This window comes from Sorangium sp. So ce1504, assembly GCF_051521635.1.
Taxonomy (GTDB): Bacteria; Myxococcota_A; Polyangia; order Polyangiales; family Polyangiaceae; genus Sorangium; species Sorangium cellulosum_B.
In genome coordinates, this window is record NZ_CP150365.1 from 2,124,505 (window position 1) to 2,145,182 (window position 20,678).

15 protein-coding genes are annotated in these 20,678 nt (G+C 71.0%); 4 read left to right on the plus strand and 11 right to left on the minus strand.

Annotated elements, in window-relative coordinates:
• Positions 1–406: 406 nt before the first annotated feature.
• Positions 407–2,194, minus strand: a complete 1,788-nt coding sequence (locus WMF39_RS08170; protein WP_437744986.1) for an adenylate/guanylate cyclase domain-containing protein — start codon at positions 2,192–2,194, stop codon at positions 407–409.
• A 24-nt stretch (positions 2,195–2,218) separates the two neighbouring features.
• Entirely contained in the window at positions 2,219–4,060 is a 1,842-nt protein-coding gene (locus tag WMF39_RS08175; RefSeq protein WP_437744987.1) for an OmpA family protein, read from the minus strand.
• A gap of 68 nt (positions 4,061–4,128) precedes the next feature.
• On the opposite strand from WMF39_RS08175, the gene WMF39_RS08180 reads away from it, so the two are divergent.
• Entirely contained in the window at positions 4,129–6,576 is a 2,448-nt protein-coding gene (locus WMF39_RS08180) for a FecR domain-containing protein (RefSeq protein ID WP_437744988.1), read from the plus strand.
• A complete protein-coding gene (locus tag WMF39_RS08185; protein ID WP_437744989.1) occupies positions 6,573–8,084 on the plus strand; it encodes a serine/threonine-protein kinase in 1,512 nt (503 codons plus the stop codon). Before WMF39_RS08180 ends, WMF39_RS08185 begins: the two co-directional genes overlap by 4 nt.
• A gap of 35 nt (positions 8,085–8,119) precedes the next feature.
• Here the strand turns inward: WMF39_RS08185 and WMF39_RS08190 are convergent, their stop codons facing one another.
• Positions 8,120–9,925: a carbohydrate binding domain-containing protein gene (locus WMF39_RS08190; protein WP_437744990.1), complete on the minus strand. Its 1,806-nt coding sequence runs from the start codon at positions 9,923–9,925 to the stop codon at positions 8,120–8,122.
• Positions 9,926–10,245: 320 nt separating this feature from the next.
• Positions 10,246–10,470: a hypothetical protein gene (locus WMF39_RS08195; RefSeq protein WP_437744991.1), complete on the minus strand. Its 225-nt coding sequence runs from the start codon at positions 10,468–10,470 to the stop codon at positions 10,246–10,248.
• A gap of 442 nt (positions 10,471–10,912) precedes the next feature.
• Here WMF39_RS08195 and WMF39_RS08200 point away from each other — a divergent pair, with 442 nt between their 5' ends.
• Positions 10,913–11,656 (plus strand): hypothetical protein, encoded by a 744-nt coding sequence (locus WMF39_RS08200; RefSeq protein WP_437744992.1) that lies wholly within the window; start codon positions 10,913–10,915, stop codon positions 11,654–11,656.
• A 153-nt stretch (positions 11,657–11,809) separates the two neighbouring features.
• Here the strand turns inward: WMF39_RS08200 and WMF39_RS08205 are convergent, their stop codons facing one another.
• From WMF39_RS08205 to WMF39_RS08235, 7 genes are all read right to left on the minus strand, one after another.
• Positions 11,810–12,460: a glutathione S-transferase family protein gene (locus WMF39_RS08205; protein WP_437744993.1), complete on the minus strand. Its 651-nt coding sequence runs from the start codon at positions 12,458–12,460 to the stop codon at positions 11,810–11,812.
• 138 nt (positions 12,461–12,598) lie between these two features.
• Entirely contained in the window at positions 12,599–12,886 is a 288-nt protein-coding gene (locus WMF39_RS08210) for a hypothetical protein (protein ID WP_437744994.1), read from the minus strand.
• On the minus strand, positions 12,883–13,872 hold the full coding sequence (locus WMF39_RS08215; protein ID WP_437744995.1) for an RNA polymerase subunit sigma-70: 990 nt from the start codon (positions 13,870–13,872) through the stop codon (positions 12,883–12,885). Before WMF39_RS08215 ends, WMF39_RS08210 begins: the two co-directional genes overlap by 4 nt.
• Positions 13,862–14,524 carry a glutathione S-transferase family protein gene (locus WMF39_RS08220; RefSeq protein WP_437744996.1) on the minus strand — a complete coding sequence of 221 codons (663 nt, stop codon included), beginning with the start codon at positions 14,522–14,524 and terminating at the stop codon, positions 13,862–13,864. Before WMF39_RS08220 ends, WMF39_RS08215 begins: the two co-directional genes overlap by 11 nt.
• A 636-nt stretch (positions 14,525–15,160) precedes the next feature.
• A complete protein-coding gene (locus WMF39_RS08225) occupies positions 15,161–16,288 on the minus strand; it encodes an alpha/beta hydrolase family protein (protein WP_437744997.1) in 1,128 nt (375 codons plus the stop codon).
• Between the two features lie 956 nt (positions 16,289–17,244).
• Entirely contained in the window at positions 17,245–17,829 is a 585-nt protein-coding gene (locus WMF39_RS08230; protein WP_437744998.1) for a hypothetical protein, read from the minus strand.
• A 344-nt stretch (positions 17,830–18,173) separates the two neighbouring features.
• Complete coding sequence (locus WMF39_RS08235) at positions 18,174–18,755, minus strand: NADPH-dependent FMN reductase (protein ID WP_437744999.1); 582 nt, start codon at positions 18,753–18,755, stop codon at positions 18,174–18,176.
• Positions 18,756–19,123: 368 nt separating this feature from the next.
• Here WMF39_RS08235 and WMF39_RS08240 point away from each other — a divergent pair, with 368 nt between their 5' ends.
• Positions 19,124–20,629: a trypsin-like peptidase domain-containing protein gene (locus WMF39_RS08240; RefSeq protein WP_437745000.1), complete on the plus strand. Its 1,506-nt coding sequence runs from the start codon at positions 19,124–19,126 to the stop codon at positions 20,627–20,629.
• Positions 20,630–20,678: the final 49 nt, after the last annotated feature.

The window sequence follows — 20,678 nt, forward strand, 5'->3', positions numbered from 1 at the left end:
GCCGCCGCGATCGCGCGAGGTGCGCCTGCGCCTGCACCTGCACCGGATTTGTGAACGTTCACAAATTGGCGAAACGGTATCTTTTTGCTTCGACCTGAATGGGATGTGCACGTCGTTCGAGTGTCCGGATGAGCGACATCCCCTCCGCTGGTGCGCTCGACGGAGGGGGCATCGGCGTCAACCAAGCGCGTTCAGGGCCCTGAGCGCGACCGAACGAGCTCGGGTAACACCGATGGTGCGGGTACTTTGGCTGAAGGCGGGGCTTTTTTGAGCCGCCAAGACGTCATAAACCACCAACAGAAATCTCGGCGTCCCATGGGGCCTCGGCGGGGCCATCGTTCCGGCAGGGCGGGGGAACTCCCCACCACGCGTTGACGGACGCGGGCGCGGGCGCGCTGTGCCCCCTTCAGCCCGGATCGAGCGCGTATACGGCCGTGGTCGTCTTTCGCCCCGTCAGGTTGCGCTCGCCCAGCGCGCGCAGCGGGAAGGCGTCGCCGGCGAGGTTCCGGGTCGCCTCGGAGACCAGCACCTGGTTCGGCGCCGCGATCGCCTCGAGCCGCGAGGCGACGTTCACCACGTCGCCTATCACGGTGTACTCCATCCGCTTGTCGGAGCCGATGTTGCCGACGATGGCCTCTCCGGAGTTCACGCCCACGCCGAGGCGGACCTCGACGTCGTACCGCTCGCGCCACTCCTCGTTCGCCGTCTCGAGGAAGCGCATCATGTCCTCCGCGGCCGCGAGCGCGCGGCGCGCGTGATCCTCCTGCGCGATCGGGGCGCCCCAGACGGCCATGACACAGTCGCCGATGAACTTGTCGACCGTGCCCCCGTGCCGGAACACGATCTCGGTGAGCATCGAGAAGAGCTCGTTGAGGAGGGCGACCATCCGCTCGGCGTCGCGCGACTCGGCGAGCGGCGTGAAGCCGACGACGTCGGCGAAGAGCACCGACACGGCCGCCCGCTTGCCGCCGAGGGCGAGCGGGTGCTCGCCCCGCACGATCGCGTCGACGACGGCCCTGTCCATGAACCGGCCGAGATCGCCGCGGAGCTTCGCCTCCCGGGCGATGTCCGCCTCGCCCTGCTCGAGGTCCTGGGCCATGCGGCCGAGGGAGGTCGTGAGCTCGCCGATCTCGTCGCGCCGCCCCCGCAGCGCGTCGCCGAGCGCGATCTCGCGCCAGCGCCGGGCGCCGATGAGCCGCGCCTGCGCGACGAGGTGGAGGATCGGGCGCGTCACGTGGCGGGCGGTGACGAGCGCGAGGGCGAGCGCGAGGACGAGCGCGCCCGCGGCGACGGCGAGGCCGCGGCGCCGCATCTCGTCGAGCGCGGCGAAGGCCTCGGGCTCGGGGCGCCAGATCGCGACCGCCCAGCCGAGGTCGGGCACCGTCTCGATGGCGCCGATCATCCGCTGGCCGCCCTCGTCGTGCGGCGCGAGCACGCCGATCCTGTCGTTCAACCCCGCGCCCGAGGGGAGGTTGCGCCAGATCGGCAAGGACGAGACATCGCTGCCCGGCGCGACGCCCGGCACCCCGAACGCCGCGATCGCCTGGCGGTCGTGGCCCGCGATGAGCAGGCGCACCGCGCGGCTCCCGAGGCGGCGCCCGGCGATCACCTCGAGGTTGAGCCCGAGCATGTCGAGCGGCACCTCGGCGACCACGTAGCCGGCCGGGCCGCCCGGGGGAGGCGGCGCCGCGGCGCCGGCGCCTGCGTCCCCGGCGGGCCGCACGCGGGCGACGAGGAGGCCGCGGGCCGGCCCGATCACGCCGAAGCCGACGCCGCGCTCGTCAGCGAGCTGGCGCAGCGCTGCCGGCGCGGCGGGGACGTCCGCGTCGGACGACGCCTTGCGGATCAAGGTGCTGATCCCCGCGTCGGGCACCTCGAGCCGCACCGCATCGACGAGCCCGCGCGTCGCGACGAGGGCGCGCACCGACGCGACCGCGTCCTCGTCCCGGATGGCGCCGCCCGCGGCGTGGCCGAAGATGGCCGCCGCCGCGACGGCATCGCTCTCGACGTCCCGGATGAGCTGGATCGAGGCCGAGGCCACCTCGGAGAGGATCGCCGTCTGCAGTCTCTCCTCGGAGGTCCGCACGGCGCGCCGGTTCACGTCGATGAGGAGCGTCACGGCGACAGCGACGGGGACGAGCGCCATCGCCGTGAAGAGCGCGATCGCCTTCGTCTTGAGCGAGAATTCCCTCACGTGGAGGCCTCCGCGGGCGATGCGTCACTCAAGAGGACCGTCTTTCCAGCCGGCCGCGCCCTCGTCGGTGCGCTTGCGGATCTGGAACTCCACCCTGCGGTTCCTGGCCCGGCCGTCTCGGGTGCGGTTGTCGGCGAGGGGGCGGCGCGCGCCGAAGCCGCGCGCTTCGAGGCGGCGGGCGTCGATGCCGTGCGCGGTCAGCCACGCGACGACGGCGAGCGCGCGGCGCTGCGAGAGGCTCAGGTTCGCCTGGGCGGCGCCCTGGTTGTCCGTGTGGCCGTCGACCGCGACACGGGCGATCTCGGGGTGCTCCTCGAGGACGGCCGCGACCTCGGAGAGCAGCTCGAAGCTCTCCGGCTCGATCTCGGCCCGGCCCGTCCGGAACTGGACCTGCTGCAGGATCACGATCTGCGAGCCCTCGATGCGCACAGCGAACGGGCAGCCGTGCGTCGCGCGATCCTCGCTCGGCTTGCCGCGCTCGTAGGGGCAGGCGTCCGCGGCGTTGGGGATGCCGTCGCCGTCCGTGTCCGCGGGGCACCCGTGCTTCGACGCAGGTTGGGACCCCGCGCTCGCCGGTGCTGCGGACGTGGGTTGGGACCCCGCACGCGCAGGCGCCTCCGACGTGACCCCAGGCCCCGCGCCGCCCGGTCCCGCGTCGGCGGCCGCGCTGCTGACCCCCGGCACGTCCGGGCAGCGATCGTCGACATCGTAGATCCCGTCGTCGTCCCGGTCCGGCGGGCAGCCGCGGCGGAACGCCTGTCGGGCGCCCGCCGCCGCGGCCGGCGGGCGCGCCTCGCCGATGACCCGGGGGCAGGCGTCCTCCGCGTCGGGGACCGAGTCCCCGTCGAAGTCGGCGGCCGGAGGCGCGGCCCGCGCCGCGCCGCGAGCGCCCTTCGTCCCGGTGGACGCGCCGGCGACGGCCGAGGGGGCAGCGGCAGGGGGCGCCGACGGAACGACGTCCGCGGCGACGCCGAGCGCCGCGAAGAAGCGCGCCTTCGGTATGCCGGGCAGCCGCCCGAAGCCAGGGCCCGCGCCCGCGTCGAGCGTGAGGGGGCCGAGCGACCAGCGCGCCGTGAGCAGGATCTCGGCCCCCGCGCGGCCCGGGACCTCGAGCGCCGACCCCTCGCCGGCGGCGGCCCAGACGGAGAGCTCCGACCCGAGCTGCAGCGGGCCTTTGCGGACGCCCGCGCCCGCGGAGAAGAGGACCTCGCTGCCCGTCAGGCTGTCCGCCGAGGCCTTCTGGAACCGGCCCCCCGCCGAGGCCGACCAGCGGAAGCCCGGGTGCTCGGCCCCCACGATCACCCGCGGCGCGTAGCGCACGGCGCCCGCGCCGGCGAACGCCGCCTCGTCTCCCGTCGGCAACCAGACGGAGAGCCCGAGCGCCGCCGCCGGCCGGAGCCCCTCCTGGGGCAGGAGCGTCACCCTCCCTCCCGCCTGGACATCGCCGAGCGTGGCGCCGCCGGCGGGCGCCGTGACGCGGATGCTGCCGAGCGCGCCGGACGCGCCGCCCTGGTCCAGCACGAACGGCGCGTCGAGATCGAGCTTGATCCGGCGCAGGAGCTCGACGCTCGCGAGCGCGTGGAGGATCGCCTGCCGGCCCACCCACGTTACCGACCCGGCAGGCGCAGTCCCGCGCAGGCTGAGGGGTTGATGAGAATAGGAGAACAGAAGTCCGACCGCGGGCCGGAGCTCCCCCGATACGCCGGCAGAAGGGACAGTGGATAGCCCGTCGCCCGCGGGCGCGGGAGCGAGCCTGTCGAGCGCTGTGGCCTCCTGCGCTGCGGCCGGCATGGAAGCCGTGGCCGCTGCGACGAGCAGCGGGGAGGCCAGGAGGGGCGCGATGACGCGCGCCGACCAATACGCCATCGGTCTGCTCGTATCCTATTGCCTGGTCCCTTGCAACGCCGATCTCGATCCGGTAGCGTGCCGCTGCCGTGGCACCGTCAAATGGCCAGTCCGTCGCTATCGCGGTGCTCCTCGGCTGCGCCACCCACGCTGCGATCCACGTTGGATACGTCGGCGTGTCGAGCGCCGGAGAGCCGACGCCCGGATATCCGGAGGCGGTCATTCAATGGGGCGTGCAGGCGGGAGAGACCTGCGACGACATCGCGGCGGTCCTCTACGGCTCGTCCAGGCATGCAGCGCTGATCCAGCGGTACAACCGCGTCGCGTGCGGCCCGGGCACGACGCTCGCCGAGGGGCTCACGCTGGTCCTCCCGGCCGAGGTGACGTCGATCCCCGACGCGAAGCTCCGGTCGATGCACCCGGACGTGCGCGCGCGCCCGGCCGGCGGCGCCTGGTCGCCCGCGGCTCAGGGGATGCCCCTGCTCACGAACTCGAGCGTGAACACGCTGGATGAGGGGAGGGCAGATATCGAGTTTGTGGATCGGACTCGGGTGCTCCTCGCGCCGAATACGCTCGTCGTCATCTACGGCACGGCGAGCCGAGCGCGCGTATCGAAGACGCCGCCCGCGGCCGTCGAGCTCGCGGACGGCGAGGTGAAGGCCGCGCTCGCCGCGCTGCGGGGCCAGTCGGTCGAGGTCGCCGCGAGCGGGGGCGGCCGCGTGAGCGCGTCGTCGCGGGACACGGTGGTGCAGCGGCGCGGGGAGCGGACGACGGTCGCGGTGTTCGACGGCAAGGCGGGCGTCACGTCGGGCGGCCTCTCCGTCGTGGTCCCGAAGGACCACGGCACCCGGTTCGTGGGCAGAGCGCCGCCCGCGCGCCCGCGCCCGCTGCCGGCGCCGGTCGAATGGACGACCGCGGACGCCGCGCAGATCGCGCTCGCCCCGGAGGGGCTCGGCGTCCTGTCGGCGTCGTGGAAGCCGGCGCCGGCCGCGGCCGGCTACCGCGTCGAGATCGCGCGCGACCCGGAGTTCAACGATCTCATCGCCCGCGAGGAAGTGAAGCCGGACGTGCTGTCGTTCCGCGCGGAGAAGATGCCGGCAGGCGCCTATTTCCTCCGGGTCCGGGTCGTCGATCGCGAGGAGTACCTGGGGGTGGGCGCGGTGCGCAGGTTCCACCTCGTCGCCGCGCGGGCCGCCGGGGGCGTCGTCCCGGCGGCGCAGGAGATCACCGCGAACCCGTACGGGATCATCGAGCTCACGCCGTCTCCCGCGCTCGAGCTCTCGCTCGACGACGGCCCGTTCGGCCCCGTCCCCGAGCGCATCGATCTGCTCCAGCGCGCCCCGCGCGCGCTCCGGCTGCGCGAGCGCGGCAGCGCGGTTCCCGGCGCGGCGACGTCGCTCCCGGTCCGGTACACGAAGGTGGGCGCGGTGGTCTCGGCCTCGCGCGCGGCGGCGGCGACGCCGGGCGGGCCGGCGATCGAGGCCCGGGTCGAGCTCGAAGGGCTCGCCGGGGTCGACGTCGCGCGGCGGGTGGCGCCGCGGCTCTTCGCCCACCTGCCGGGGGGGGTGCGCTCCGTCGCGCTCGCCGGTGGCGATCGCGGCGGCGCCCTGACGGCGCGGATCCCGCTGCCCCGGGAGGCGCTGCGCCCCGGCGAGCCGCTGCGCGTCCGGCTCGACGTCGCCGACGGCCGCGGCGGCGTGATCGGGACGAGCGACGCCGAGCTGCCCGCCGCGCCCGAGGCGCCGCGCGCCGCGCCTCCGCCCCCGGCCGCGCCCGTGCTGGGCGCGTACCTCCCGCTCCTGCCGATGTCCGGGGTGGCCGACGGGCTCTGGCTCGCGCCGACGCCGCCCTCGGTCGCCGCCGTCGGCGCGGCCGCGGCGCGCTCCGGGGGCGGCTGGGTCGCCGCGGGGCAGGTGCGCGCGAGCGGCGCGATCGGCCCGCTGGGCCTCGACGTCGCGCTCCGCTCGAACCCGGCCGGTGCGGGGGATGGCGCGGGCGCGGGCAGCACCGGCTGGTTCGGCGCGCGCGCGCGCGTCCTGCGCCTCGGGCGCTCGGAGCTCGAGCTCGGCCCCACGCTCCGCCTGGGCGTGCCCATGGCCGACGGGAGCCCGCCGCTCCGCATCGAGCCCGGGATCGCGCTCGGCGGCGCCGCGGGCCGGCTCACGTGGGTAACCGATGTCGGGGCCCGCATCCGCGCCTCGGGCGACGGCGCGGCGGTGGGGGCGGGCGACGGCGCGGCGGGGGGCGAGGGCGCGGCGGCGGACGGCGAGCCGGCCACGCCCGCCGTGCAGGGCTTCCTGCTGGCGGGGGCGACGGCGGATCCGGCGCCGTGGCTGCGGCTGCACGGCGCGCTGGATCTGCACATCGTCTACCGGGAGGTCAGGGCGGACGACGTGCTCGGCGGGCTGTCGGCGGGCGTGGAGGCGGGCGGCGCGCTCTTCGGGGCGCTGTCGGTGCGGGTGAGCCCGTGGCGCGACGAGGGCGAGGGCCCGGTGACGGCGCAGATCGCGGTGGGCTTCCGCGAGGCGTCGCCGTGAGCGCGGGCGACGGCGAGCGCCCGCCGCCGGACGGGGACCCCGACCGCACCGTGCTGAAGGGCCAGCGGGCGCCGGACGGGCGGGCGCCCGCGCCTCGAGCGCGCGCCGACCGCTTCGCGGCCGCGGAGACGCTCCTCTCGGATGAGCCCGGTGCGGGCGCGCCGCACCGGGCGCGCGCCGGGCGGGTCCTCGGCGGGAAGTACAACCTCGTGCGGCTGCTCGGCGCGGGCGGGATGGGGGAGGTCTACGAGGCGGAGCACGTGCTCCTCGGCGTTCCGGTCGCGGTGAAGACGATGCACCCGCACGTCGCGATCCTCCCGGAGAGCCGGCGGAGGTTCTTCCGCGAGGCGCGCGCCGCGTCGCGGCTCGTGCACCGGAACGTGGTCAAGGTGCTCGACCTCGGGGGCGACGAGGACGGCGGCGACGGCTCGATCTACCTCGTGATGGAGCTGCTCAAGGGGCAGTCGCTCGGCGCGCTGCTCCGGGCGTCGCGCGAGCTGCTGCCGCTCGCGGAGGTCGCGGCCCTGTTCGCGGACATCCTCGACGGCGTGGGCGCCGCGCACGCGAGCGGCATCGTCCACCGCGACCTCAAGCCGGAGAACGTGCTGCTCGCCGAGCAGGACGGCGAGCGCGTCGCCAAGGTCGTCGACTTCGGCCTGGCGCACATCGACGACCCGCTCGACGCCGGGCCGACGCTCACCTCGAAGGACATGGTCGCGGGCACGCCGGAGTACATGAGCCCGGAGCAGTGCCGCTCGCTCGCGGTGGGCCCGAGCACCGATCTGTACGCGTGCGGCTGCATCCTGACGGCGCTGTTGCAGGGAACGCCGCCGTTCGTCGGCCTCCCCGCGGTGGAGCTCATGGCGATGCACATGTTCTCGATCCCGCCGCCGCTGCGCCGGCCGCCGGGGGCTCCGCCGGTCCCGCCGCTCCTGGAGCGGCTCCGGCTGGATCTCTTGGCGAAGCTGCCGGAGAAGCGCCCGGAGAGCGCCGCGGCGGCGCGGTCGCGGCTCGACGAGGCGATGTCGCGGGAGGCCGAGGCGCGGCGGCTGCCCGCGCGCAAGGCGGACGCGCCGCTCGGCGGCCGGGCGGAGCGGGCGCAGGCCTGGCCGGACGGCGAGACCGCGCAGCTCGCGCCCGCGCCGGAGCGCGCCGTCGCGTTGCTGCGGCTCGCGCCGGCGGGCCAGGGGCTCAGCGAGGCGTGCGAGATCGGGCTCGACGCGCAGGGGATCCACCTCGCCGAGGTGCCGGACGTCGCCGCGCTGCTCGAGTCGGGGCTCGGCGTGGTGGTGATCGACGCCGGCGCCGACGTGGAGGCCGCGTGCGCGCTGCTCGCGGCGCTCGGCCGCGCGGCGCCCGGCGTACGCGCCGTCGTGTGCGCGTCCGGGCTCTCCTCGGACCGGATGAACGCGCTCGTCGCGGCGGGCGCCGCGGACGTGGCGCGTTATCCGGTCGCGCCGGACGCGCTGTCTCGCAAGATCGCGCGGGTCGTGCGCCGGGGGCGCTAGCGCCAAGCCCCTCTTCTGCGACTTGCGCGACGCGTTTACTGCGTCAGACGAACGAGCTTCACGCTATCCACGGTGACGGCCGCGGTTCCTGCGTTGCCGATGTTGAAGTCGAGGAGCGCCGCGGAGTCCTGCGGGACGTTCGGGAGCTCGAACGAGTAGATGACCCATTCGGGGCCCGCCGCCGCGGTCACGCGACCGTAGCTCGCCCAGTTGTTGTCGCCGTTGCCGTTGCGTCCCAGGTTCACCACGAACGTGCGCACGTCGTCCGCCTTGGCGCGGAATGTCAGCAGGTAGCTTCCCGCCTGCGGCAAGTTGACCGTGGTGCGAGCCTGGATGTGCCACATGTCGGAGCCGGGCTGCTGCACGTTGATGCGCATCTGGCGGCCGCTCCAGTCCGCCCACGCCGAGGCGCCGTTCCAGTTGAGGAGCTGCCAGCCGCTGCTGCTCTGGTTTCCGGCGAGCGTGGTGTTGGTCACATTATCGAAAGAACAATTCGTCACGAGGTTGAGAGGATCTCGGCAAGCGTCGATCAGGCTGGCCTTCTCGTGGATCACGCCGCCCAGCAGGCCCGAAAAGGCGCGCCAGCCGAGCACCAGGTCATCACCTACGAGGCCGATGGGATCGATGCCGCCGTACCCGCTGTTGGAGCTGTTGACGCTCTTGTAGAAGTCGCGAATCAGGCCGGTCTCGTAGGCCCACTGCCCCGACGCGGCATCGCGCTTGTAGAGCGAAAGGCCCTCGTCTCCACTGCTGACCGTACTGGCCAACGTGTCGCCGTGAAGCGCCAGGTGCACGTGCGGGTAGGCAGTCTCCAGAGACTGGTGCGCAGAGATCGCACCGTCGGCCGCCACCCGGTAAAACGAGAGGTGCTGCTGCGGCATGACGACGTTGACGAGGAATGTCGCGCCGGACGTGACAGCCAAGTTCCCGGAAGCCATGGCGAGACTTCGCCCGAAGGCGCCGGTCGAGAAATAGCCGTTCGTGTTGGCCACGGCGCTCCAGGTGCTGTTGCTGGCATTCCTGCGGAAGATGCGGACCGAGCCGAGCTCGGCCCCGGCGGTGCCACCCTCGGACCACGGCGATCCGACCGCGACAAGGTCGCCGTCGATCGCGACCGCGGCGCCGGTGAAGCGCTCGTCCGGCTCGTCGAGCGAGAGCTCGAGGACCCACGTGTCGTTCGAGGTGTTGTAGCGGTAGATCTCGAGCACGCTGTGTCGCTTGTAGCCGATCACGAGGTAGTCGTCGGACAGGGCGAGCGCGATGTCTTTGAAGCTGTTGAGCGCGGGGTAGGTGAGCGGGATGCGAGTGAGCGCGTGGCTGATGTTCTGTCCGTTCTCGCGCACCGCGCCGTTGCAGTTTCGCTGACCGCTGACCAGGGGACACTCCGCCCATGAGCCGTTGCTGTTCCGGGCGATGAACACGGAGTTCGCATGCGGAGAGTTGGCGGCGTTCGAGCCTCGCGTCGCGAACGCAAGGAAGCGATTCGAGATGGCGAGCTGGCTCCCGGCCTGGAGGTTGTGCTGGACGACCCCCGGGAACTGGTAAACGCGCGCGGGCGTGGCGCTCGTCCCGTTCATCAAGTAGACGGCGCCCTGCATCGTGCTGGGGAACGTGGGCTCTGCCTCGCCGCTGATCTTCACGTGCTCTTGGAGCGCGCCGACCAGCGTGAAGGTTCCTGCCCGCGCCATGGTTGTCCCGGCTTCGGGGTACGCAGTGTTGCCGTGCGGGGTGGGCTTACCCACGACCACGCCTGCCGACGCCTGAGCGGCGACCAGACCGACACAGCTAGCGAGCACGCCAGCGAGGCTTCTAAACTTAATCTTCTTGGAAACCAACATCATGAACCAACCTTCTTCTTCGAAACGAGGAAGCGTAGGCTCAGGGCTCGCGCGCACGGGAAGCGTGCATCGCGACTCCAAGCTGCGTCGATCCTCTCCATCACTACATCCGTCAATCGCCGCGTCGCACCGACGGGGATAAAAGTAAACAAGCCCGATCCTTCAAGCCGAACCCTCCCGAGCGCGCCTCCCTCTCGTGCTGATGACGGAAAGACCACGCCGCCGAGCCCTCAAGCCCCGCGCGCCTTCGCTTCACGCCGGCCATCACGCGCGCTCACCCCGCGGGCGGAGCCTCGGCCTCCGCCGCTGAGCGGCCGGCCCTTCTAGGGCGAAGTCGACACGTAAGGCGGCTGCATCGGGCTCGAGTTGACGATTGTGGACGCAATGGGCGGATACAGCCGCAGGTACTCCTGCTCTTCCTGGTCGCACTGACGCGAGAGCGCCTCGCAGCTCGAATGTATGCTCCTAAGCAATACTTCCCGCCAGACGCGGCCCAGATCGAGCCGCGCCCCGAAGCCGGTGGCGAGCGATCCAAGCAGCGCCAGCATCGATGCAGGCGGAAAAGTGTTCGATGCGAGCGCGGCCGTCAAGCTCTGGCGAACAAAAATTCATCGTCTGAATCCTGAGTTCAATTGTGAAGAGTTGTAAAGAGAGGCCCGTTTGCGCCGAGCGTGTGACAGGCTCGGCGGGGGCGCTGCGAGGGCCTCGATTGGACATCTGTCAACTCGCGTTCACGGCCCGCGCGGCGCGATGAACGAAGTCATCGACTTCCTCGCCCTCTTCGTGCATCCGGGACAGTTACCCTCGGTGGCGTGCACCGGAACGTGGTCAAGGTGCTCGACCTCGGGGGCGACGAGGACGGCGGCGACGGGCAGATCTACCTGGTGATGGAGCTGCTCAAGGGGCAGTCGCTCGGCGCGCTGCTCCGGGCGTCGCGCGAGCGGCATCGTCCACCGCGACCTCAAGCCGGAGCAGTGCCGCTCGCTCGCGGTGGGCCCGAGCACCGATCTGTACGCGTGCGGCTGCATCCTGACGGCGCTGTTGCAGGGAACGCCGCCGTTCGTCGGCCTCCCCGCGGTGGAGCTCATGGCGATGCACATGTTCTCGATCCCGCCGCCGCTGCGCCGGCCGCCGGGGGCTCCGCCGGTCCCGCCGCTCCTGGAGCGGCTCCGGCTGGACCTCTTGGCGAAGCTGCCGGAGAAGCGCCCGGAGAGCGCCGCGGCGGCGCGGTCGCGGCTCGACGAGGCGATGTCGCGGGAGGCCGAGGCGCGGCGGCTGCCCGCGCGCAAGGCGGACGCGCCGCTCGGCGGCCGGGCGGAGCGGGCGCAGGCCTGGCCGGACGGCGAGACCGCGCAGCTCGCGTCCGTGCCGGAGCGTACGGTCGCGCTGCTCCGGCTCGCGCCGGCGGGCCAGGGGCTCAGCGAGGCGTGCGAGATCGGGCTCGACGCGCAGGGGATCCACCTCGCCGAGGTGCCGGACGCCGCCGCGTTGCTCGATGCGGGGCTCGGCGTGGCGGTGATCGACGCCGGCGCCGACGTGGAGGGCGCGTGCGCGCTGCTCGCGGCGCTCGGCCGCGCGGCGCCCGGCGTGCGCGCCGTCGTGTGCGCGTCCGGGCTCTCCTCGGACCGGATGAACGCGCTCGTGGCGGCGGGCGCCGCGGACGTGGCGCGTTATCCTGTCGCGCCGGACGCGCTGTCTCGCAAGATCGCGCGCGTCGTGCGCCGGGGGCGCTAGTCACCCTCGCCGCGCCGCTTTCCTTGGCACCTTCGCCGACTCCGCGCTCTGTCGCCGGTCGGGGACGCGGCGACCCGGGGGCTCAGCTCGTTCACACGATCGGGCGCGAGCGGCTCGAGCGCGGTGCGCGAAGGACAGAGGCCAAGCCGCTCGTCAGTTTGCCCCTTTTTCTGTTCTCTTCTCGTCGGCCGCTTTGAAAAGGCCAATCTGGTCGGCCTGGGCTTTCTTGAATGAGGGGCGATCCGTCACACGGGTTACATAGGCCTCGGTCGCCGGCCGATCGCCGAAAGAGCGGACCTCCGGGACCCGTAGCACATCCGCCATCAGCAGGTCTGCGACGGTGAAGCGGCCGGCCGCGAGCCACTCTCGCTCGCTCAGTATCTTTTCGAGCTGGTCGAGGCGCTTGCCCATCCATCCGGCAAGTTGATTGTCCTCATCGCCGCACATTTTCAGAAACCACCACGGTACGGTGACCATCTCGATCGAGTTGAGCGCGGCGATCGTCCATTGCAATGTCTCCGCTTCTCCGGCCGGATCGGGCGGCATCAGCTTGCCGCTCTTCCGGGCCAGATGCAGCAGCCCCGCACCACTTTCGAATATCTCCAGCTCTCCGTCGTTCAGGAACGGAGCTTGGCCAAATGGCTGGCGCGCGAGATGATTGGTCTCGCGACCATCGAATGGGATTGTCTTGACCACGTAGATGAGGTCGGCTTCCTCACACGCCCATCTCAGCCTCAGATCACGCACAAAACCACGAGGGCCTTCAGGCACCCAGTCGTAGGTCCAGATGGTCAGTTCGCTCATCGCAGCAAGCCTTTCCTGGTTCGGTCGGCTGGGAATAATCCTCAACGTGGTGTGAGCAGTATTACACGGCCGAGTGAACTCGTTGGATCTGTTGGTTTTTATAGGCGGATCAGTGGATCGTACTTTTTGTACGTTGTGTCAACCGCCGGCCGTTGGCAGAAAATTCTTGACAGGTCGGAATGGCTTTGCGCGGCCTACCCTCGCACAGATCGCATCCCCTTCTGCTTCATGTCCGACGAGCACAACGCGAGGCGCGCGCAACATTGGCAGATTCTCGACGATCTCGTCGGCCAGGGCCTGGACTGGCGCGAGCTCTCGCCCCGTCAGGAATAGCCGTGCGCCTTCCTTGGCGGACGCGGCGCCGCTGGCGCCGGCCGCGCCGTAAATCGCCGTGATTTTGTTGCTTGGCAGCATGGACTCGCTCATGAGGTGGGCAGCTCCGACGGCACGCCGAACAGCGGGTACACCTCGGGCAGCATGAAATGGTCGACGGTCGCGATCGCGCCGTCGCGCGTGGTGACGAGCTGAATCGCTGACAGGGTGTGTGGCGCGCCAGCGGCTCGGGGACGATAGAAGGCCAATGCCGGTTGTCCGTTCGCGGCGATGCGCAAGTGCAGGAATTGCCGAGGGACGATGCTGCCGAACATCCGCCGGTAGAAGCGCTCGTTGGCGGCGCGCCCGGAGACCCAGGTCGGCGCCGGCGGCATGGTGGTGCGCATCTCTTCGTGGAACAACGCGACCAGGGCGTCCAAGTTCGCCTCCTCGAAGGCGCGCACGTACTGTTCGAGCAAACGCAGATCCACTTGCGTGGTCGTCGCGATGTCGACCGGCTCCGCCCCGCCGAGCTTGCTGCCGATCGCGCTGCGGGCGCGGAACAAGGCGCTGTTCGCGGCCTCCACGCTCGTAGCGAGCGCTTGCGCCGTCTCCGCCGCCGACAGTCCGACCACGTCGCGCAGCAGCAGCGTCGCCCGCTGCAGCGGGGACAGGCATTGTAGCGCCGCCACGAAGGCCAGGGCGACGCTCTCCTTGAGCGCGTAGCGCGCTTGGGGGTCGCGCTCCTCGACGCCTTCCAGCCAGGCGCTGGGCATCGGCTCCAGCCAGACGGGCTCTTCGACGCGCGGCAGCGGCGGCTTGGCGTCCTCCGTCGCGGGGAACGCGTCCGTCGGAAACAAGCGCCGCGGCCGGCGCTTCAGCTCGTCCAGGCAGACGTTGGTCGCGATGCGGTAGAGCCACGGCTTGACCAGCGCCTCGTCCTCCAACGAATCCTTGGCGCGCCAGGCGCGCAGCCAGGTCTCCTGCACCACGTCGTCGCCGTCGTGCGCGGAGCCGAGCATGCGGTAGCAATGCAGGCGGATCGCGCCGCGCAGGGGCTCGACCGATTGCAAGAACGTGGCGTCGTCTTTAGGCGGCATGGGGCCTCATGGCGGCTTGGGCGTCGGCGAGGGCGCGGCGCATGCTATCGCGGCCGAGCACGCGCGTGAGCCACGACTCGAGGTGCGGAAACTCGGCCAGCGAAAGCCCGCACAGGGGCGCCAGGCTGTAGTGCGACGCGAGCGCGAAATCGGCGAGCGAGAGCGATCCGGCCAAGTAGTCGCGCCCGGACAGCGCCGCGTCGAGCACCTTGCTGAGGTGCGCGAAGTCGGCGCTGCTGGTGGCGATGACCGCCTCGTTGGGCGCACCCTGGCCGGTCAGGCGCTTCACGATGCGCTCGAACGCGACCGCGGTCATGGCCGGTCCGAGGTGCGCGAGCTGCCAGGCCAGCCAGCGATCCAGCTCGGCCTGGGCCCGCGCCGTGGCCGGCACCAGGTCGCCGCCACATTTTGCGGTCAGGTAACGCATGATGGCGGTCGACTCCCAGAGCACCAGATCGTCGTCCACCAGCACCGGGACGCGCCCGTTCGGGTTCAGCTCGAGAAATTCGGGCGCGCGGGAAGCTCGTTGAAACAGGTCGACGTGGACCGGCTCGAACGAGACGCCGAGCTCGTAGGCGACGGCGCGGACCTTGCGGCAATTGGGAGAAAACGCGAAATCGTACAGTTTCATGGTAATCTTGGCCTCTCCCATCCAAGACTGCCGCCGAGGCCGAAACTGTTCGGGGGCCGCGAAGTTTTTTCAACGGCGCCCAGTCCGGCCAGGAGCGCGTCCACCTGCTCCAGCAGCGCGGCGGCGTCCTCGTAAATCGCGATCGCGCCCGCCAGGTCCGCGTCGCTGCGCCCGCCGCAGCGGAGCGCCCATCCGCAGCCTGCGGGGCGCGGGTGAAGCGAGACCCCCGCTGGTGCTCCGGACACCAAAGAATGCGCTTGCCAGGCCGATCTGTGAGGGCATCATGGCCACCTGATCCCCCGGATTCGCCCCGAGGGCCGCAAGCATGCCTTCGCAGACCCTCGCGACGAAGCTCGCCCCGCTCCTGCCGGAGCGCGGCGGCGCAGCGCTCCGGACAGCTCTACCGGGTGGGCGGGGTGATCTTCGCCGGGGCGCTCGCGGCCTTCCTCGTGGCCCCCGCCGTCGCGCACCTCGTCGGCCGCGGTGTGGAGCCGGCCTCGACGCTGCCTGTCTTCGCGCTCGCCAGCGCCTGCCTCGGCGCGGGGTTCCCGCTCCTGTGCCACTTCGGGATCCGCGCGGACGAGCTGGCCGGCCACGTCACGATCGTCCGGCCGCTCAACGGAATCCGCGGAGATTCGGCGACGTGCGGCTGTAGTACTAGGGCAGATTGGCGGAAGAGACGTTCCAGGTCCTGTCGGTGCAGAAGCGGCAGCTCGCGCCGACGAGCATGCCCTTGCCGGTGGCCGATTCGTCGCCCTTGAGCCACCAGTTGAGCCACGCCAGGCTGACCTGAGTGAACTCGCCGCCGTTGCGAGCCCACAGATCGCCCCCATGGTCCGCGCCGACCTTGGCGAACATCATGACCGGGATGTCACCCAAGGCGGCGATGTTCTCGAAATCTCTCGCGCCGTTCTCGTTCGCGCCCAGGCTATCCGCGGTGCCGGTGACGATCAATACGGGTGTGTGAATCGATTCATAGAATGCCCGATTCACCGAGAAAGAGCCGCTGCTCGTGTGTCCCCAGGTCGTCATCCTGGGATCTGCGGCGGTCCCCGCCGCCATCAAGCCGCCGCAGGAGAAGCCGTTCGCGGCGACCTTCGTGGTCTCGATCTTCCGGTAGTAGGCGCTGCAAGGCTTCTCGTTCTCGGCGATCACCCAGTCGACGTAGGCGAGCAGCACGTCGCCGCCGCCCCCGAGCTCGCGGTTGGGCTCCTTGCCTCCCGGCGTCCCGTCCGCCACCACGAAGTAGCCATGCGAGGCAATCTCGGCCATGGCCGCTTCAGTCGCGAGCCCGTCTCGCGAACATGCGCCCTGCCCCCAGACGAAGATCGGATACTTGGCGTTCCCACCGAGATCCTCCGGACGAAAGATGGTGCCCTGGTTGATGCCCGGGTCTGAATTCGTCTCGACGACCACCTTGTGAGGGCCGCTCCCCGACCGGCTCCCGCCGGCCGGTCGTGACTCGGTGCACGTGCCGGTAAAGCCGCCGCCGTCGCCGCCCGAGCCTCCGTTCCCGCCCGCCATCTCCCCGCCGCCGCCGCCGCCGGCAGCCGCTCCTCCGCCCGCGCCCGAGCCGGAGGGGTCAGACCCTCCGGCCGTGCTCTGCGAGCTGCCCGAGCCCGTAGGCAGAGGCCCTCCGGTGGTGCTCGCCTGCTCGCCGCCCGAGCCGCTCACGCTCCCTCCTGCGCCCGCCGGGGCTCCGCCGCTCCCCTCAACGTCGCCGTCGCCATTGGAGCCGCTGCAAGCGCCGACGATCATGCCCAGCGCGGCCAAGGTGAAAGCCAAACTCGATTTGTTTCTCATAACGACACCGTATTACCTCGAGCGATCGAAGAAATGGACTCCACTCGCGTCTCTCCGCGATTCGAGTCGCTGGTGGCCTGGTGTGCCCCCGAGGCGTCGCCCTCGACTCGACCCACGCTATGAATCTTTGTCGCAGCTCGGATGCGGCAGAACCCGGCCCGGCGCCGGCCGGGCGGGGTCGCGATATGCAATCACGACGCGGGGCGAGCGCAGGGCTGCCTGAGCCGACGGCAGAATACCCAGCTTGAAATCGAAATGGTCCAGGTTGAACAGCCGATCGGACCGGTTCCCCGCGAACGCAGGCAGAGGTCGTGCACGCCATCGGCCGGTGTCATGGAACATTCGATGTCTATCTGACCTTGCCATCCTCCCGCGGTGCTGACGGGGCACGTGGACACGGGTCTTCAGGCGCCCCACGGACCCTGGCGGCACGCCGTCGATCGTCAAAGCAAAAGGAGGCCCCTCGAGGAGGAAAGTGAACGCTCACATTCCCGATGTCAATTCCAATCGACCGGCCCGCGGCTGTCCTCGATCCCGCGGGAGGACGAGGCTGGCGGGCCTCCTTCGGAGCGCCGCGTCGGGTCAGGGCTCGTTCGGAGCGCCCCGTCCGGAGGGTGGGCGCAGGATCGCGATCTTCGCTGGTCCGCTCGGCCGGCCCTGAGGCGACGTGGCCATGGCCGCATGTGTGTACGTTCACAAATAGGGGATGGAACGGAATGCGCTGGAGGCTGGAGAGGCTAAAATCTCTTGACATCCACAAAGGCGCTTGGGCTTCCTGCCCGCCGGAGGTCTCGAGGTCGACCGCGCCCGGCCAACGAGGCGACGCGACGAGGCGGAGGCTCTGCTGCCGGCTGCGCGCCGCGCGCGGAGCCCCGGAGGAGACGCCTCCTGCTCGTCCCGCCGGTGGCGTCCAGCAGGAGAAGGGCGGCAGCGCCGGTTCACCAGGTGACGCGGTAGGTACAGGAGTCGGCGCCGCGCTTCCGCGACGGGCGGGACTCGTCGAGCACGACGTCGACGCGCGGCCTGACCCCGCGCGACGCCGCTCGCCGCGCCGTGCCGAGCAGGATCCCACGATCGAGCTCCGAGGGATAAGGCGTATCGCAGACCATGATGATCTGGTGCTTCTCCGGATGACAGCGGTAGTGGCCGATCCCCTCCCGCATGACGCCGGTCGCCGGATCGAACATCACCTCTCCGTCGAGCCTGTGATTCATGTGGTATGCCACGTCGACGATCTGGAGGGCATCCACCATGGTCGGCGGCATGGCCGGCCACACGGCGTGATCCACGATCGCCTTCCCGATGCCGAGCAGCGTATGGTCCCCGGTCGCCCGGGCCACGCCCTTCAGCATGTCGAGGAGCATCTGGAGAGGGTACCACTCGCCCGCGACCAGCTCGGACACGCCCAGCGTCGAGAGCACCTTCTTGCCGATGTCTCCGTGCGCCCCGAGAGCCGTGGCGACCGACGTAAAGGTGGCCCCGGGGCCCTCGAGCCCGGGATGAGGAGAAACGTATTGAACCATATCCGATGGTGGTTGAGGCGCTCCTTCCGCCGACGACCGACGATATCGAACATCGCGCCACACCGCAAGACGCCCTGCTCCCGAGAGCCGGAGCCCTGGCTGCCTCGCCGGAGAGCCAAGCGGTGTTCGTGAGCTTCACGCTTGGCCTCGTCCGGCCGTTATTCTTCCAGGTCGCTCGCCCGTTTGCCCGCACGCCCGTTTGCGCTCCTGTCGTCGGCGTGGACGTGGAGGTCGATGTAGGAGGACGACCCGTCGACCCTCGCGCCCACCTCGTCGGCCCCGGATCGGGGGAGCGCGCCTGGCGCGCAGCTGCTGCCGGCGAGGACGATCTTAGGCGCGGGGCCTCATGCGACCAGGGGCCGGGAGATCTCGCCGGCCTGCTTCGCCTGGACGATGGCCTGAGCGAACCAGAGGTACTCGTCGAGGAACCTGTCGGCCGCCTTCGCGACCTGCTCGCTCCTGAGCTGGAGCGACTCGTCAAAGACGCTCTGGACCTCCGGGACGAGCAGCTTGAGGGGCAGGGGGAATGCTCCCAGGCTCAGGATCACGTGCTGGAGCTGCGTCGAGGCGTTGATGCCCCCGAGCTTCCCCGCGGAGACCGCGACCACGCCGATCGGCTTCTTGCTGAACTCCTCCCAGAAATGGTCGAGGGCGTTCTTGAGCACGCCCGAGAAGCTCCCGTGGTATTCCGGCGTCACGAACACGAGCGCGTCCGCCCCGCGGAGGCGCGCGCTCAGCCCCTGAACCGTCGCCTGGAGCTGCGGGGGGCGACCCGACCGGTCCTCCAGGATGGGCAACGGCGTCTCCGCCAGATCGATCCGATCGGCCTCGGCGCCCCGCTCCCGGAGCTTCCGCTCCAGGTGATGGGCGATCTTGTGCGACTGTCTCCCGCTCCTCACGCTGCCGGTCAAGATGGCTACCTTCATGGTGGTGCTCCCCAGGAGGACGTTCTCCCGATGCGACGAGGGTAAATCCGGGATGTCCGCCTGCTGGAGGCGGCGCCAATCCATTGGACAATGGTCAATCCGTCGTCAGGGGCGCGCCCCCGCGGGCGCTCGCGCCCCGGGCCGCGCCGGCTCGATGCAGCGTGTGCATGAGGTCCATGGCGCATATGAATTGGTGCGCGCCTCACGAGGAAGTAGATCCCCCTCGCTGAGAACGGGAAGAGCGTGCCACTCAGCGGTCCTTGCTTGTCGGGCGTCAGATCCTTGCTCGACGCCGGCCAGGCATCGACACGTCGTCATCGGGCCCGCCCGGTGATCCTCGCTCTGCCTCGAACACCTGGGAGCTTGTCATGAGAGCGAACCACTTCATCATTGCTGCTGGCTTGTTGTCCGTGGGGGCCGCCGCGGGGTGCGCGGCGCCCGCGCCCGCCGGGGAGGAGGCCGCCGGCGAGGCCCGCTCCGAGGTCATCTATGGCCAGGATGACCGCGAGGAGCCCTTCACGTACGCGGATCCCGCCTGGGCCGCGCGGGCGCTCGACTTCACCGTGGCGCTCATCCCCGCGTCGGCCGTCGACGACTCGGACCCGAACGACATCCAGATCGCCGGGCCCACGTGGGCGGGGCGCGACGGCGTGTGCCCCGACGAGCGCTTCGCGTCCCAGCCGGCGCTCGCCGACTGCAGCGGAACGCTGATCGACGACGACCTGGTGCTCACGGCCGCGCACTGCATCAACAACTGCAATAGCAGCCGCTTCGTCTTCGATTATGCGATGACGCCCTCCGGCCAGCTCGGCCAGATCACCAGCGATGACGTCTACAGCTGCGTGGATTTCGTCAGCTATTACCAGGACCGGCGGGGAGCGGACTACACGGTCGTGCGGCTCGATCGGCCGGTCGTGGGGCGGACGCCCGCCGCGGTGCGTGTGTCGAGCGATCCCCTGGCCATCGGCACGCCGCTCGTCGTGCACGGCTTCCCCCGCGGGTTGCCGCTCAAGCTGGCCGACGGGGCCGCGATCCGGAGCAACGCGCCGAGCCTCGACTTCTTCGTCGGCAACCTGGACACGTTCGTGGGCAACTCCGGGTCCGGGGTGTTCGACCTGAACACGAAGGAGCTCGTGGGCATCCTGGTGCGCGGCGAGCGCGACTTCGTGCAGGACGGCGACTGCGTGCGTCCGTTCACCTGCGCCGACGACGCGTGCCGCGGCGAGGACGTGACCTATGCCTTCCGGGCCATCCAGGCCATGTGCGAGCGCACGGTCTCGGACCTGTGCTCCTGCGGTGACGGCGCCTGCGGCCCGCTCGAGAGCCCGGCCTCGTGCGCGAGCGACTGCTCCTGCGGCGACGGCGTGTGCAGCAGCGGCGAGAGCACCACGTCGTGTCCGGCGGACTGCCAGCTGGAGGTGCTGTACGACTCCCACGCGCCGCAGCCGAGCTGGGTGACGCCCGGAATCCAGGTGCGCAACACGGGAAGCGAGAGCGTGTACCTCGCGGGCTCGACCGTGCGGTACTACTTCAGCCAGGAGCCGCCCGGCTCGCTCGAGGCGACGTGCTGGGGTTGCTCGAGCGAGCTCGAGATGAGCTTCCACGAGGTGCCCGGCGGCGGCTGCGCGGGCGCGACGCATTACCTCGACGTGCGCCTCCCGTTCCTCTCGGTCGATCCCTCGTCCTCCACCGACCGGTTCAACATCGCGTTCCACGCGTCGAGCTGGCAGGCGTTCAACCAGTCGAACGATTACTCCCACGCCGGGGGCAGCTGGAACTGGGCGCCGAACCCGAAGATCACGATGTACCGGCTCGGCGACAGGGTCTTCGGCGACGAACCCTGCCCGGGCCTCTTCATCCCGCCCGCCAACTGACCGCGGCTTCTCGTCCGACCCGCCTGCTGGACGCGGGAGGTAGCTCAGG

What these genes read in the sequence shown, in the direction of transcription:
- WMF39_RS08205 (WP_437744993.1), bottom strand. Translation starts at nt 12,460, where the DNA reads ATGAGCGAACTGACCATCTGGACCTACGACTGGGTGCCTGAAGGCCCT.
- WMF39_RS08210 (WP_437744994.1), bottom strand. Translation starts at nt 12,886, where the DNA reads ATGAGCGAGTCCATGCTGCCAAGCAACAAAATCACGGCGATTTACGGC.
- WMF39_RS08215 (WP_437744995.1), bottom strand. Translation starts at nt 13,872, where the DNA reads ATGCCGCCTAAAGACGACGCCACGTTCTTGCAATCGGTCGAGCCCCTG.
- WMF39_RS08175 (WP_437744987.1), bottom strand. Translation starts at nt 4,060, where the DNA reads ATGGCGTATTGGTCGGCGCGCGTCATCGCGCCCCTCCTGGCCTCCCCG.
- WMF39_RS08230 (WP_437744998.1), bottom strand. Translation starts at nt 17,829, where the DNA reads ATGGTTCAATACGTTTCTCCTCATCCCGGGCTCGAGGGCCCCGGGGCC.
- WMF39_RS08190 (WP_437744990.1), bottom strand. Translation starts at nt 9,925, where the DNA reads ATGATGTTGGTTTCCAAGAAGATTAAGTTTAGAAGCCTCGCTGGCGTG.
- WMF39_RS08240 (WP_437745000.1), top strand. Translation starts at nt 19,124, where the DNA reads ATGAGAGCGAACCACTTCATCATTGCTGCTGGCTTGTTGTCCGTGGGG.
- WMF39_RS08195 (WP_437744991.1), bottom strand. Translation starts at nt 10,470, where the DNA reads ATGCTGGCGCTGCTTGGATCGCTCGCCACCGGCTTCGGGGCGCGGCTC.
- WMF39_RS08220 (WP_437744996.1), bottom strand. Translation starts at nt 14,524, where the DNA reads ATGGGAGAGGCCAAGATTACCATGAAACTGTACGATTTCGCGTTTTCT.
- WMF39_RS08235 (WP_437744999.1), bottom strand. Translation starts at nt 18,755, where the DNA reads ATGAAGGTAGCCATCTTGACCGGCAGCGTGAGGAGCGGGAGACAGTCG.